Source organism: Rhizobium sp. 21-4511-3d (assembly GCF_053522545.1).
The window spans coordinates 132753-145090 of record NZ_JBNWCF010000013.1 but is presented as its reverse complement, the minus strand read 5'-3'; the positions used below and the strand labels follow the sequence as shown (position 1 = coordinate 145090).

Here is a 12338-nt window from a genome sequence, read left to right as displayed (position 1 = left end):
ACTTTTTGACACTTTTCCGCCCGGAATAGAAGGCCCGACAGATGACTGGTTCAAATTTAGATGACGTCCTCGTTCTGATCCCGGCACGCATGGCTTCGACCCGGCTGCCGGGCAAGCCGCTTGCCGATATCTGCGGCCTGCCGATGATCGTTCAGGTCGCCAAGCGCGCCGAGGAGGCGGCCATCGGCCGCGTGGTTGTCGCCGTTGACGATCAGCGTGTGTTCGACGTCGTTTCCGAGGCCGGTTTCGAGGTCATCATGACGCGTTCCGATCACCAGTCCGGCTCGGACCGCATTCACGAGGCGCTGCAGAAGGTCGATCCGGAAGGCAAGGCGAAGATCATCGTCAACGTCCAGGGCGACCTGCCGACCATCGAGCCGGAAACCATCCGCGCGTCCCTCCGTCCGCTCGAGGATGCATCCGTCGATATCGCCACGCTGACGATCGAGATCGACAACGAAGACGACAAGACGGCGCCGCATATCGTCAAGGTCGTCGGTTCGCCGCTTTCCGGGACGCGCCTGCGCGGCCTCTATTTCACCCGGGCGACTGCGCCTTATGGCAAGGGCCCGCTCTACCACCACATCGGCCTCTACGCTTATCGCCGGTCGGCCCTCGAGCGCTTCGTCTCGCTCGGCCCGTCGGTGCTCGAGCTGCGCGAATCGTTGGAACAGCTGCGAGCAGTCGAAGCCGGCATGCGCATCGATGCGGAGATCGTCGACACCGTGCCGCTCGGCGTCGATACGCCCGCCGATCTCGAAAAGGCCCGCCGCATTCTTTCGGCAAGACAGGCTTGAGGACACAGACATGAACACCAAGACAAACAGGATTTCGTTCCAGGGCGAGTTCGGCGCCAATTCCGACATGGCCTGCCGCGACATGTTCCCGACCATGGAGCCGCTGCCCTGCCAAACCTTCGAGGATGCCTTCACGGCGCTCGAAAGCGGTGAAGCCGATCTCGCGATGATCCCGATCGAGAACACGATCGCTGGGCGCGTTGCCGATATCCATCACCTGCTTCCCGATTCCAGGCTGCATATCGTCGGCGAATATTTCATGCCGATCCGCTTTCAGCTGATGGTGCTGCCGGGCGTCTCCAAGGATGAGATCCGCACGGTCCACAGCCACATCCACGCGCTTGGCCAGTGCCGCAAGATTGTCCGCGCCAACGGCTGGAAGCCCGTCATCGCCGGCGATACCGCCGGTGCTGCCAAGATGGTGCAGGAAACCGGAGACCGGACGATGGCAGCGCTTGCGCCGCGTCTCGCCGCCGATCTCTACGGCCTGGATATCGTCGCCGAAAATGTCGAGGACACGGAGAGCAACGTGACGCGCTTCGTCGTGCTGTCGCGCGATGAGGAGTGGGCGAGCCGCTCGAACGAGGAAGAGAAGATCGTCACGACCTTCGTCTTCAACGTCCGCAACATTCCGGCCGCGCTCTACAAGGCGCTCGGCGGCTTCGCCACCAACAACATCAACATGACGAAGCTGGAAAGCTACCAGATCGGCGGCAAGTTCATTGCCACGCAGTTTTATGCCGATATCGAAGGTCATGCGAACGACAGCAATGTCCGCCAGGCGCTGGAGGAGTTGCGCTTCTTCTCGGAGAAGGTCCGCATTCTCGGGGTCTACAAGGGTCACCCGATGCGCGGCCTGCTGCACAAGTAACAAAAAGGGCGCCATGGGCGCCCTTTTCTCGTTTCACTTGTCGGGCTCGCAAACCCGCAGGCGATGACCATCGGGGTCGAGCACCACGAAGGTCGGCCCGAAGTCGAGATCGACAAGCTCCTGCGCGATCGGCAGGCCACGCTTGCGCCAGTCGTCGTACTGCTTCGCGACGCCCTGATCACCCGGCACCATGAAGGCGATTTCGCCGCGATTGCCGATCGCCGAAGGCTGCGGCTCGACGTTGCTGCGGCGCCAAAGGCCGAGCGTGAAGCCGCCATCGAGCGGGAAGGCGACGAAGTTCGGCGCGGCGACGGCCGGCTCGCGGCCGAGGATGTCCCTGTAGAAACTGGCGCTTTCGGCCGGGTCCTTGACATAGAGAATGATGAGGTTGGGGCTGGTCATGGTCGTATCCTTTTGTTGGAGATGGCTGCATGAATGCGTGCCGCGGCGATCCGCTGCGGCGGAATGAAATTTCTGCTCTTGGGTATTATCGGTTGCCGGCTAGGCTTCGGCTTCCTGGCAGGTCCAGGCGGACAGACCGAGGTCGCGCCGCATGCCCGAAGACATCGACTGCGGATCGAGGCGGGGAATGTCGCCCCTCGCCATGTTGCGCGATGCGTTCTGCATCATGCGCAGCATCAGGGACTGCGGATAACCCGCATCGGCAGAAGATGTCTCGACAAGCCGGTCGCTGTATTTCGCGGTGCTGAGTTTCACGCTCGTCATCATCGGTTCTCCTTCTGGATTGGTACCGATAATAGCGCGCTCTACTGTCAGATTCTGGCAGTAGCCTTCAGCGTTCGACGGGCACGTGTTCGATCTCGCGCCACTCTTTCATCAGCGCGCTGCGGCGGCGCGGATAGCGCTCGTCATGAGGCGTCATGTCGATGATGCGGTCGGTGCGGAAATGGCGGAAACCGCGGCGCAATTCGCACCAGGCCATCACCATGCGGATATGTTCGAAATAGCCGAGCGCAAACGGCCAGACGCGCCGCAGCGAGATGCGGCCCTGTTCGTCGCTGTAATGCAGTTCGAGGATGCGTTCGGTGCGGATCGCCTTGCGGATCAGGGCAACGTCGGCCTTGTCCTCATTGGCGCGCTTCGGGCCGACAAGCAGCGTTGCCGATTCGATCGTCTCGCGCATCTCCTCGGGCAGGACGGCAGCGATCTTCGCAAGCGCATCGGCAGCCGCACCCGCAAGCCGTGGCTCCGCCGAGCGGTTGACCCAGCGCGATCCCAGCACCAGAGCTTCGAGTTCCTCTTCGGAAAACATCATCGGCGGCAGCATGAAGCCGGGTTTCAGCACGTAGCCGACGCCGGCTTCGCCCTCGATCATCGCCCCTTGGCTCTGCAGGCTGGCGATGTCGCGGTAGAGCGTGCGCAGGCTGACGCCGGTCTGCTCGGCCAGGATCACGCCGCTGACGGGGCGGCGGTGCCGCCGAAGCACCTGGAGAAGAGCAAGAAGCCTTTCCGAGCGCGAGACCGGCATGACCTATCGCTTCCACTCCACCCAGTCGCGCATCAGGCGGTGGGCGATGGCGCCTTTCGGCGGCGAGGCCTGGCCGTTGGCGCCGGGGCGCTCCAGCATCTCGATCGTCTCTTCGCGGGTAAACCACCGGCAGTCTTCGAGCTCGGCCTCGTCGCGATTGATCTCGCTCGACTTCGCCTCGGCATAACAGCCGATCATCAGCGTATGCGGCATCGGCCAGGGCTGCGAGGCGTGATAACGCACGCGACCGGTCTTGATCCCGGACTCTTCCAGCGTCTCGCGGCGCACAGCGTTCTCGATTGTTTCGCCAGGCTCCACGAAACCGGCAAGGCAGGAGTACATGCCCGGCGCAAAATGCGGCCCGCGTCCGAGCAGGCAGAGATCGCGCTTCTCGTCGATCGTCAGCATGATGACGACAGGATCTGTGCGCGGGAAAATCATGTGCTCGCAGGCATTGCAGATCCGCTTGTAGCCACCGACCTTCAGCTCCATGCCGCCGCCGCAGCGGCCGCAGAACTTGTTGTCGCTGTTCCAGCGGATCAGGCTCGCTGCCTGGGCGAATTCGCCAAGCAGCACGTCGTCGAGAAGCTGGTCGCGATAGAGCGTCCGCCCGTCTGCCGGCTTGTAGTGGCTGGCAAGCTCTTCTTCCGGCACGCCGACGGGGACGGCAAGCCGGGGTTCACCGGATTTGCGATAGCCGAGAAGAATCGTCTCGTCCCAATGCGGCTGCAGCTCCTGCAGTTCATAGCGCGCAAAGAGCGGATCGAGCACCTGGCCGTCATGCTTGAGGACCAGCTTGTCCTTGGCGAAGGCGAAGATATGCGTGCCATCCTTGGCGAGCGCCGTCTCGACCGATTTCTCGTCGCGATGTTCGGAATCGCGGTTCAGGTCGTTTGCCGCAAAGGCGGTGAGGTTGCTCGGCTCCGGATGCGGAATGTCCGTATCGAAAATTGAAGAATTCATGATGAAAGGGCTTCCCGCAATGTCGTTATGAACTGCGCTCGCTTCTCGTCCTCGTAAGGCTCGGCCTTGCCGAACCCCCAGATGGGTCCCGGCCAGTTGGCATCACCTTCGAAGCGGGCAACGACATGAACATGAAGCTGGCGCACGACATTGCCAAGGGCCCCGACATTGATTTTTGTGGCGCCGGTCACCGTCTTCAGCGCGCTTGCCACCATGTCGGTCTCGAAGGTCAGCATCACCTGGTCGAGCGGCGTCAGCTCGAAGATCTCGGTAATCTCCGCACGGCGGGGAATGAGGATCAGCCACGGCCAGCGCGCATCCTTCGACAATCGGAGATCGCAGAGGCCTGTGAGCATGATACTGGTGCTGTCATTTTCGAGCCGGGGGTCGAGCGCGAAATCCGCCAAAGTGCTTTCCTCCATTGTTTTCCAATGATTAGCAGTTTTTTTTGAGCTTGGCTTGCTTTTGATGATGATATTGCCGATATGTGGCTCCGGGAGGTTGGTGGTGGACGAGCCACTCGCCAACCGGGTCAGGTCCGGAAGGAAGCAGCCCTAACGAGCCCGGCACGGGTCATCGTGCCAGCCTCCCACCCTTCTCTCCATTCTTTGCCCGCATTGCCGGGCGACAAGCAGGGCGATGAGCGACACCGAGCGACAATCACAAGATGCCGCCTCGACGGGCACCGGTTACCGGGTGCTGGCACGCAAATACCGCCCCAAGGACTTCACGGACCTGATGGTCGGCCAGGAGCCGATGGTCCGCACGCTGACCAACGCTTTCGAGACCGGGCGCATCGCGCAGGCTTACATGCTGACCGGCGTTCGCGGCGTGGGCAAGACCACGACGGCGCGCATTCTGGCGCGTGCGCTGAACTACAAGACCCCTGACATCGACAAGCCGACGATCGACCTGCGCGTCCCCGGCGAACATTGCCAGGCGATCATGGAAGGCCGCCATGTCGATGTCATCGAAATGGACGCCGCCTCGCATACCGGCATCGATGACATCAGAGAAATCATCGAGCAGGTGCGCTACCGTCCGGTCTCGGCGCGCTACAAGGTCTATATCATCGACGAAGTGCACATGCTCTCGACGGCAGCCTTCAACGGGCTGTTGAAGACGCTCGAGGAACCGCCCGAGCATGTGAAGTTCATCTTCGCGACGACCGAAATCCGCAAGGTTCCGATCACTGTCCTGTCGCGCTGCCAGCGCTTCGATCTGCGCCGCATCAGCGCCTCGGATCTCGTTGGCCTGTTCACGACGATCGCCGCCAAGGAAGGCATCGAGGCTGAGCCGGATGCGCTCGCCATGATCGCCCGTGCCGCCGAAGGTTCGGCGCGTGACGGCCTCTCGCTGCTCGACCAGGCGATTGCCCATGGCGGCGGCGCGGTGCAGGCGGAAGCCGTGCGTGGCATGCTGGGTCTTGCCGATCGCGCCCGTATCGTCGATCTCTTCCAGCATGTGGTGAAGGGCGATGTCGCCTCGGCGCTCAACGAATTCCAGGCGCAGTATGAGGCAGGCGCCAACCCTGTCGTCGTGCTCACCGATCTTGCCGATTTCACCCATCTCGTGACGCGCCTGAAATATGTGCCCGATGCCGCCAATGATCCGTCGCTGAGCGAGATCGAGCGCACCAAGGCTTCCGAATTCGCACAGGGCGTGGCGGTGACGACGCTTTCGCGCATGTGGCAGATGCTGCTGAAGGGCATTCCGGAGACGGAAGGTTCTTCGCGCACAGCAGGTGCTGCCGAAATGGTGCTGATCCGTCTTGCCCATGCCGCACATCTTCCCGCACCGGAAGATGCCGCCCGCAGGCTTGCGGAATTCTCAGACAATGGTGGCGGTTCTGGTCGCCCGGTTCCGTCGGGCAATGGCGGCGGCGCGCACGTCTCCTATCAGTCGGCGGCTCTGGCGCGTGCGCCCGAAACCACGCCGCGCCCGCAGCCGAATGGCGGCCCGACCGCGATGCTGCGCGCCGTGCCCAATCCCAATCCCCAGCCGATGCAGGCCGGGCGCATCGAAAGCCGGCCCGCCGAGGCACCGAAGCCTCTGGTCGCGGTCAATTCGATTGCCGATATCGTCAATCTGGCCGGTGAAAAGCGCGACGCCAAGGTCAAGGCGCTTGTGCGGACCTTCGTTCGTCCCGTCAAGATCGAGCCCGGCCACCTTGATGTAAACCTGACCGAGGGCGCGCCATCGACGCTGCTCAACGAGCTTGCCGTCAAGCTCAAGGAATGGACCGGCATCCACTGGATCGTCAGCCTGAGCCGCGAGCCCGGTCAGCCGACCATGGTGGAGGCCGAGGCTCGGGCCAAAGAACAGCAGGTCATCGATGCCCGCCAGGATCCGGATGTCGCCGCAATCCTCGCCCAGTTCCCCGGTGCCAAGATCATCGACGTCCGCGTCAGGGCGCCGGAGCCGGAGGAAGAGGGCGATATCGCCCCGCCCGCCGCTGCCGAATCCGCCGAGGGTGACATCCTCCCGGGCGATGACATAGAATTCTAGACTTTCAGAGAAGGACAAGACGATGCGCGACCTCATGGGAATGATGGGCAAAGTCAAGGAAATGCAGGCCAAGATGGAGCAGATGCAGGCGGAGATCGCCGAGCTCAAGGCCGAAGGCAAGGCAGGCGGCGGCCTCGTGACCGTCATCCTGAACGGCAAGGGCGAGATGCAGAGCCTGAAGATCGATCCGTCGCTCTTCAAGGAAGACGATGTTGAAATCCTCGAAGACCTGATCGTTGCCGCCCACAAGGACGCCAAGGACAAGGCCGAAGCCGTCGCTGCGGAAAAGACCAAGGCGCTGACCGCTGGCCTGCCGATCCCGCCCGGCTTCAAAATGCCGTTCTGATCGCTGAAATCTTATTGCCGGGAGGAGAACTGACATGCTGACGCTGACGACGCTGCTGGTTTTTGCCGGCGCTCTTTTCATCGCTGCCGGTACGCCTGGCCCAAGCGTTGCGGCCCTCGTCGCCCGCGTCATCTCGAAGGGCGCGCGCGATGTGCTGCCCTTCCTGTTCGGCATGTGGGCGGGGGATGCCATCTGGCTGACCTGCGCCATCGCCGGCCTATCGGCGATCGCCGAAACCTTCTACCACGCCTTCGTCGTCATCAAGTGGCTCGGCATTCTCTATCTCCTCTACCTCGCCTGGAAGATGTGGTTCGCCAAGCCTGACGTCGAGGAAGAGGAGCTGCCGCAGGCGCGCTCGCGCGGCCGCATGTTCCTGACAGGCCTGGCGATCGCGCTCGGCAATCCGAAGATCATGATGTTCTACATCGCGCTGCTGCCATCGATCATCGACATCCGCGCCGTCTCCTTCGGCGGCTGGGCCGAGCTGGTGGTGACGCTTTTCGTCGTTCTGGCAATCGTCGATTTCACCTGGATGTTCCTCGCTGCAAAGGCCCGCAGCTTCCTGAAGAGCCGCCGAGCAGTGATGATCGCCAACCGCGCTAGCGCCGCCACCATGGCCGGTGCCGCGATGGCGATCGCTACCCGCTGATTGACGGCTGCGCCTCCAGCTGTGCCCGCAGCTTGTAATGGATGGGCGCTGCCAGATAGCGCTCGCGGTCCTCGCCCGAGAGCTTTCGGCCGAACGTTTCCATCATTTCGGGCATCGTCACCTTCGCGCCAGCGAAGGGTTGGTATTCGACAGCCATCCCGGCTTCTACGATCCCATTGGCAAGCACGCGGCAATAAATGCCCGGCCGTCCAGCTTTGGTGTAGCGCTTGACGAAGCGCGGATCGTCCATCCTGGCGGCGAAGGTCGCGCAGGGGATGCGGGCCGAGGTGGCCTCCAGAACAAGATCGCCTGCGATAAACCTGTCGCCGACCGAAACGTCGCGATTGTCGAGCCCGTCGATGACGAGGTTCTCCCCGAAGGTGCCGGGCGCAATCTCCCTGTCGAGCTCGTCGCTCCACCAGTCGAGCGTTAGCGATCCCTCGATATAGACGGCCTGATCGACGCCACCGTGATAGGTGCGGTTGCAGATCGCGTCGCCCAGCAGTCCTTCGGCATCGATCATCACGCTGCCGCCGACCGCATGCTTGAAGATGCCGGTCTTGTATTTCTTGCCGGGCAGCCGCTCTGGGCTTCCGGTGCAGACCGCTTTTATTTTCATGGCGGCGGCATTCCTTCCGCGATTCCGTTTTGACGACATATGGGCTAAGAACGGCGCATGGCAAAGCGAGTCACCGGCCCCGAAATCGAAAAACTCATCCAGCTTCTGGCGAAGGTGCCGGGTCTCGGGCCGCGCTCGGCGCGCCGCGCCGCGCTGCATCTGATCAAGAAGAAGGACCAGCTTCTCGGTCCTCTCTCCCATGCCATGGGCGATGCCTATGACAAGGTGAAGGTCTGCTCGCGTTGCGGCAATGTCGATACCGTCGATCCCTGCACCGTCTGCACCGATGACCACCGCGATCAGTCGGTGATCATCGTCGTCGAGGACGTGTCCGACCTCTGGGCGCTGGAGCGCGCCGGCGCCATGAACGCCGCCTACCATGTTCTCGGCGGCACGCTGTCGCCGCTCGATGGCGTCGGGCCCGATGATCTCAACATCCGCGGCCTGATCGATCGGGTCGGCGAGGGCGGCATCCGCGAGCTGATCATCGCCGTCAACGCCACCGTCGAAGGGCAGACCACAGCGCACTATATAACCGACCAGCTTTCCGGGCTCGATGTGAAGATCACCCGTCTCGCCCATGGGGTGCCCGTCGGCGGCGAGCTTGATTATCTCGATGAGGGAACGCTGGCGGCGGCACTTCGTGCACGAACGGCCATCTGAGGGGGAATGTCCGAATTGAAGATCCTTGCGCGTCTTTCGATCCTGACCGCCGCACTCGCTGTGTCGTTTCATCTTCCAGCGCAAGCCGCGCCATCCAAGGCCGCCGTCGAAGCGCAGTTCGAGAAATGGGTGCAGAACGACCTGCGGCCGGAAGCCGAGAAAAATGGCATCTCGGCCAAGACCTTTCAGGCGGCCTTTTCGGGTATCGAGCTCAACTGGGATCTTCCCGATCTCGCCCCGCCCGGCTTCCCGCCACCGAAGGAGCGCAAGCAGACGCAGGCAGAGTTCTCCTCTCCCGCACCCTATTTCAACGAGGATCGGTTGAAGAAGCTCGCCATGACCGGCCGCGGCTTCGCCTCGCAATACGCCCCCACCCTCAAGCGGATCGAGAAGACCTATGGCGTGCCGGGCTCGATCGTCCTAGCTATCTGGGGCCGTGAGACCGGGTTCGGCGCCGCCAAAATCCCCAACTCCGCGATCCAGGTTCTGGCGACCAAGGCCTTCATGTCGACCCGCAAGGAGATGTTCCGCACCGAGCTGATCGCGGCACTCCACATCATCGACGGCGGTGATGTGACCCCTGCCGACTTCAAGGGCTCCTGGGCCGGCGCACTCGGCCAGCCGCAGTTCATGCCGACGAGCTATCTGAAATACGCCGTCGATTTCGATGGCGACGGCCACCGCAATATCTGGACCTCGGTGCCGGATACGTTGGCATCGATAGCCAACTATCTGGTCAAGAAGGGCTGGCAGCGCGACCGCGACTGGGGCTTCGAGGTGACGATCCCCGCCTCCGTCTCCTGCGCCCAGGAAGGTCCTGATCTCGCCAAGCCGCTGTCGCAATGGGCCTCGCTCGGAATAGACCGTATCACTGGCAAGGGTTTCCCGTCTTCGGAACTGAAGGCGGATGGCATGATGCTGGTGCCGGCCGGCCGCGACGGCCCGGAATTCATCGTCACGCCGAACTTCTACGTCATCAAGGAATACAACAACTCCGACCTCTACGCGCTCTATATCGGCAATCTCGCCGATCGCATCGCCTATGGCTCCGGCTCTTTCCAGGGCGCCTGGGGCGATGTCGGGAAGATGCTGCGCTCGGATGTGGCGGCGATGCAGAAGGCGCTGGAGCGCCAGGGCTATGATGTCGGCGGCTCCGACGGGCTGCCGGGCTACAAGACACGCCGTTCGATTGGCCAGTGGCAGGTAAAGAACGGTGAGAAGCCGACCTGCTATCCCGAGGCGTCGATGATCGGAAAGCTGAAATAGTCGTCAGAGACTGAGCTTCATGCCCTCATGGCTCGCCGTGAATCCGAGCTTCTCATAGAAGCGGATGGAATCCGATCTCGACTTGTCGCTGGTGAGCTGCACCAGCTTGCACCCGCGCTCGCGGCAGGCCTCGATTGCCCATTCGATGAAGCGCGTGCCGAGCCCGCTGCCGCGTTCTGCCGAGGCGATGCGTACACTCTCGATCTGCCCGCGCCACATGCCGGTCCGCGAAAGCCCGGGAATGAAGGTCAGCTGCAGGCAGCCGACCGGATTGTCGCGATCGTCGACCGCGACGGCAAGCAGCTGGTTCCGGTCTGAGTCGATGGCGGCGAAGGCTGAGGTATAGCGCTCGTCGATAGGGTCGGAAACCGTCTCCCGGCTCATCCCGAGCGCATCGTCGGCCAGCATCGCAATGATGGCGGGGAGATCGCTTTCCCTGGCTCGTCTGAACATCGCACGGGCACCTAGTGATGAATGTCGATCGGCGGCTTGTGGAACACGTCGTCGGACGGCGGTATCGCCTGGCGCTCGATCATACGGTGGACATGCGGCAATTCCGTGCCCCGATGCAGCGCCCGCAGCCGATCGGTATTCTCGGCATCGGCCTGGGTGCGGCGCTGATTGTGGCGGATGTATTCGACCCATGTCGGCGTATGATAGCTCTCCGTCCAGATGCCGGGATTTTCGAGATCGCGCATCAGCGCCCAGGCCCGCGCGCCATCGCGAATGCGGATCCGCCGCCTCTCGCCCATCAGCTTCAGGAATTCAGGGAGATCCTCGTCGCCGATGATATAGTCGATCTGGATGACGATCGGGCCGCTGCGTGGCGTGATGTCGAGGCCGAGCGCCGGCTCGATGAAGCGGTTGAGCGGATCGAGATTGAGCGACGCAAAGGCCGGCATAGAGAAGCGCAAGCCGATGACGATGCCGACGAGCATGACCGCCGCCGAGCCATAGAGCGCATTGGAAACGCCGAATTCGTCGGCCGCTATACCCCAGAGCCAGCTGCCGCCGGCAATGCCGCCGAAGGTCACGGTCTGGTAGAGCGAGAGCGCCCGGCCGACGACCCAGCGCGGCGTCGAGAGCTGCACGATCGTGTTGAAAAGCGACAGCGCCAAAACCCAGCAGCCGCCCGAGATCAGCAGGCCGGCGCAGGTGAGGATGGCGAAAGGGCTGGCGGCGGTGATCGCCATGCTGAGAGCAAAGCCCGCGAAGGCATAGCGGATGATCGTTTCGCTGCTCAGCGCATCGCGCAGCCGCGCGTTCAGCGCGCCACCACCAATGGCGCCGATGCCGAAAGAACCGAGCATGAAGCCGTAGGTGAGCGGACCGCCGGAGACGAGATTGATTGCAACGATGGGCAGCAACGCCAGAATGGAGCTCGCGCCGACGCCGAAGATGAAGCCGCGGACGAGCACTTTCTCGAGGTTTGGCGACATCGAGATATAGCGGAGGCCGGCGAAGATTGCGCTGCCGAGGCTCTCGCGCGGCAGCGTCGAGGCGGGCAGGGCGGGCTTCCAGCGCTTCAGCGCATAGATCAGCGCCAGATAGCTCACCGTATTGACCGCAAAGGCCGCCGCCGCACCAGCGGCCGCAACGATCACGCCGCCGATCGCCGGGCCGACGCTGCGGGTCATGTTGAAGCCCATGCTGTTCAGCGTCACAGCATTCGGCAGATCCTCGCGCGGCACCATGTCGCCGACCGAAGCCTGCCAGGAGGGATTGTTGAGCGCCGTGCCGCAGCCGATCAGGAAGGTGAAGATCAGCAGAAGCCAGGGCGTGATCCAGCCGATCAGCGCGCAGGCTGTCAGCACGGCCGAAACGGCGAGCATCAGACATTGCGCCGTCAGCATCACGCGGCGTCGGTCGAAATTGTCGGCGAGCGCGCCCGAGACCAGCGAGAACAGCATGATCGGCAGCGCCGTCGATGTCTGCACCAGCGCCACCATGTCCTCGGAGGCGGTGATCGTCGTCATCATCCAGGCGGCGCCGACGGCCTGGATCAGTCCGCCGAAATTCGACGCAAGGCTCGCAAACCAGATTCTGCGATAGGTTTCATGCTTCAGCGGCCCCAGCGTGGAAGAATTCGACGGCACGTCCCCTCCGTCCGGATTTGCTCCGGCTTGTCTTGTTCTCGTCCTGCCCAATATATGACGATGCGAGGCCG

Annotated in this window: 15 protein-coding genes and 1 other RNA gene; 8 read left to right on the top strand and 8 right to left on the bottom strand. The window is 62.8% G+C overall.

The annotated features are described in order from the left end of the window. Window positions 1-41 precede the first annotated feature (41 nt). Together ACQZ5H_RS25440 and ACQZ5H_RS25435 are read left to right on the top strand one after the other, a co-directional pair. Entirely contained in the window at window positions 42-797 is a 756-nt protein-coding gene (locus ACQZ5H_RS25440) for a 3-deoxy-manno-octulosonate cytidylyltransferase (RefSeq protein ID WP_449099297.1), read from the top strand. A gap of 10 nt (window positions 798-807) precedes the next feature. Next, window positions 808-1668 carry a prephenate dehydratase gene (locus tag ACQZ5H_RS25435; protein WP_112714238.1) on the top strand — a complete coding sequence of 287 codons (861 nt, stop codon included), beginning with the start codon at window positions 808-810 and terminating at the stop codon, window positions 1666-1668. Window positions 1669-1701: 33 nt separating this feature from the next. Here the strand turns inward: ACQZ5H_RS25435 and ACQZ5H_RS25430 are convergent, their stop codons facing one another. From ACQZ5H_RS25430 to ACQZ5H_RS25410, 5 genes are all read right to left on the bottom strand, one after another. Next, window positions 1702-2070 (bottom strand): VOC family protein, encoded by a 369-nt coding sequence (locus ACQZ5H_RS25430; RefSeq protein ID WP_449099296.1) that lies wholly within the window; start codon window positions 2068-2070, stop codon window positions 1702-1704. Between the two features lie 99 nt (window positions 2071-2169). Next, window positions 2170-2397, bottom strand: a complete 228-nt coding sequence (locus tag ACQZ5H_RS25425; RefSeq protein WP_413710682.1) for a hypothetical protein — start codon at window positions 2395-2397, stop codon at window positions 2170-2172. 64 nt (window positions 2398-2461) lie between these two features. Beyond that, window positions 2462-3157, bottom strand: a complete 696-nt coding sequence (locus ACQZ5H_RS25420; RefSeq protein WP_199629874.1) for a helix-turn-helix transcriptional regulator — start codon at window positions 3155-3157, stop codon at window positions 2462-2464. Between the two features lie 3 nt (window positions 3158-3160). Further along, the gene (nudC, locus tag ACQZ5H_RS25415) at window positions 3161-4120 is read right to left on the bottom strand and encodes an NAD(+) diphosphatase (RefSeq protein WP_449099295.1); all 960 of its coding nucleotides are present in this window, start codon (window positions 4118-4120) and stop codon (window positions 3161-3163) included. After that, the gene (locus ACQZ5H_RS25410) at window positions 4117-4527 is read right to left on the bottom strand and encodes an HIT domain-containing protein (protein WP_199629872.1); all 411 of its coding nucleotides are present in this window, start codon (window positions 4525-4527) and stop codon (window positions 4117-4119) included. The genes nudC and ACQZ5H_RS25410 overlap by 4 nt, the downstream gene beginning before the upstream one ends. Window positions 4528-4616: 89 nt before the next feature. Between ACQZ5H_RS25410 and ffs the strand changes: the two genes are divergently transcribed. The 4 genes from ffs to ACQZ5H_RS25390 all read left to right on the top strand — a co-directional run bounded on the left by ffs (window position 4617) and on the right by ACQZ5H_RS25390 (window position 7623). After that, window positions 4617-4713, top strand: an RNA gene (gene ffs, locus ACQZ5H_RS25405) — signal recognition particle sRNA small type. A 46-nt stretch (window positions 4714-4759) separates the two neighbouring features. Further along, window positions 4760-6628, top strand: a complete 1869-nt coding sequence (locus ACQZ5H_RS25400) for a DNA polymerase III subunit gamma/tau (protein ID WP_130279396.1) — start codon at window positions 4760-4762, stop codon at window positions 6626-6628. Between the two features lie 22 nt (window positions 6629-6650). Next, window positions 6651-6974 (top strand): YbaB/EbfC family nucleoid-associated protein, encoded by a 324-nt coding sequence (locus ACQZ5H_RS25395; protein ID WP_449099294.1) that lies wholly within the window; start codon window positions 6651-6653, stop codon window positions 6972-6974. Between the two features lie 37 nt (window positions 6975-7011). Next, a complete protein-coding gene (locus tag ACQZ5H_RS25390; RefSeq protein WP_449099325.1) occupies window positions 7012-7623 on the top strand; it encodes a LysE family translocator in 612 nt (203 codons plus the stop codon). Here ACQZ5H_RS25390 and ACQZ5H_RS25385 read toward each other — a convergent pair. Next, on the bottom strand, window positions 7613-8242 hold the full coding sequence (locus ACQZ5H_RS25385; protein ID WP_203429842.1) for an MOSC domain-containing protein: 630 nt from the start codon (window positions 8240-8242) through the stop codon (window positions 7613-7615). The genes ACQZ5H_RS25390 and ACQZ5H_RS25385 overlap by 11 nt on opposite strands. A 57-nt stretch (window positions 8243-8299) precedes the next feature. Between ACQZ5H_RS25385 and recR the strand changes: the two genes are divergently transcribed. Both recR and ACQZ5H_RS25375 read left to right on the top strand, forming a co-directional pair. Then, window positions 8300-8905, top strand: a complete 606-nt coding sequence (gene recR, locus ACQZ5H_RS25380) for a recombination mediator RecR (RefSeq protein ID WP_449099293.1) — start codon at window positions 8300-8302, stop codon at window positions 8903-8905. A 6-nt stretch (window positions 8906-8911) separates the two neighbouring features. Continuing rightward, the gene (locus tag ACQZ5H_RS25375; protein ID WP_449099292.1) at window positions 8912-10171 is read left to right on the top strand and encodes a lytic murein transglycosylase; all 1260 of its coding nucleotides are present in this window, start codon (window positions 8912-8914) and stop codon (window positions 10169-10171) included. 3 nt (window positions 10172-10174) lie between these two features. Here the strand turns inward: ACQZ5H_RS25375 and ACQZ5H_RS25370 are convergent, their stop codons facing one another. Continuing rightward, window positions 10175-10624 carry a GNAT family N-acetyltransferase gene (locus ACQZ5H_RS25370; RefSeq protein WP_130279392.1) on the bottom strand — a complete coding sequence of 150 codons (450 nt, stop codon included), beginning with the start codon at window positions 10622-10624 and terminating at the stop codon, window positions 10175-10177. 11 nt (window positions 10625-10635) lie between these two features. Beyond that, the gene (locus ACQZ5H_RS25365) at window positions 10636-12267 is read right to left on the bottom strand and encodes an MFS transporter (protein ID WP_413710690.1); all 1632 of its coding nucleotides are present in this window, start codon (window positions 12265-12267) and stop codon (window positions 10636-10638) included. Between the last annotated feature and the right edge of the window lie 71 nt (window positions 12268-12338).

Coding starts and splice junctions, on each gene's coding strand:
- ACQZ5H_RS25370 (WP_130279392.1), bottom strand. CDS start 10,624: ATGTTCAGACGAGCCAGGGAAAGCGATCTCCCCGCCATCATTGCGATG.
- ACQZ5H_RS25440 (WP_449099297.1), top strand. CDS start 42: ATGACTGGTTCAAATTTAGATGACGTCCTCGTTCTGATCCCGGCACGC.
- ACQZ5H_RS25385 (WP_203429842.1), bottom strand. CDS start 8,242: ATGAAAATAAAAGCGGTCTGCACCGGAAGCCCAGAGCGGCTGCCCGGC.
- ACQZ5H_RS25400 (WP_130279396.1), top strand. CDS start 4,760: ATGAGCGACACCGAGCGACAATCACAAGATGCCGCCTCGACGGGCACC.
- recR (WP_449099293.1), top strand. CDS start 8,300: ATGGCAAAGCGAGTCACCGGCCCCGAAATCGAAAAACTCATCCAGCTT.
- ACQZ5H_RS25420 (WP_199629874.1), bottom strand. CDS start 3,157: ATGCCGGTCTCGCGCTCGGAAAGGCTTCTTGCTCTTCTCCAGGTGCTT.
- ACQZ5H_RS25375 (WP_449099292.1), top strand. CDS start 8,912: ATGTCCGAATTGAAGATCCTTGCGCGTCTTTCGATCCTGACCGCCGCA.
- ACQZ5H_RS25435 (WP_112714238.1), top strand. CDS start 808: ATGAACACCAAGACAAACAGGATTTCGTTCCAGGGCGAGTTCGGCGCC.
- ACQZ5H_RS25425 (WP_413710682.1), bottom strand. CDS start 2,397: ATGATGACGAGCGTGAAACTCAGCACCGCGAAATACAGCGACCGGCTT.
- nudC (WP_449099295.1), bottom strand. CDS start 4,120: ATGAATTCTTCAATTTTCGATACGGACATTCCGCATCCGGAGCCGAGC.
- ACQZ5H_RS25430 (WP_449099296.1), bottom strand. CDS start 2,070: ATGACCAGCCCCAACCTCATCATTCTCTATGTCAAGGACCCGGCCGAA.
- ACQZ5H_RS25395 (WP_449099294.1), top strand. CDS start 6,651: ATGCGCGACCTCATGGGAATGATGGGCAAAGTCAAGGAAATGCAGGCC.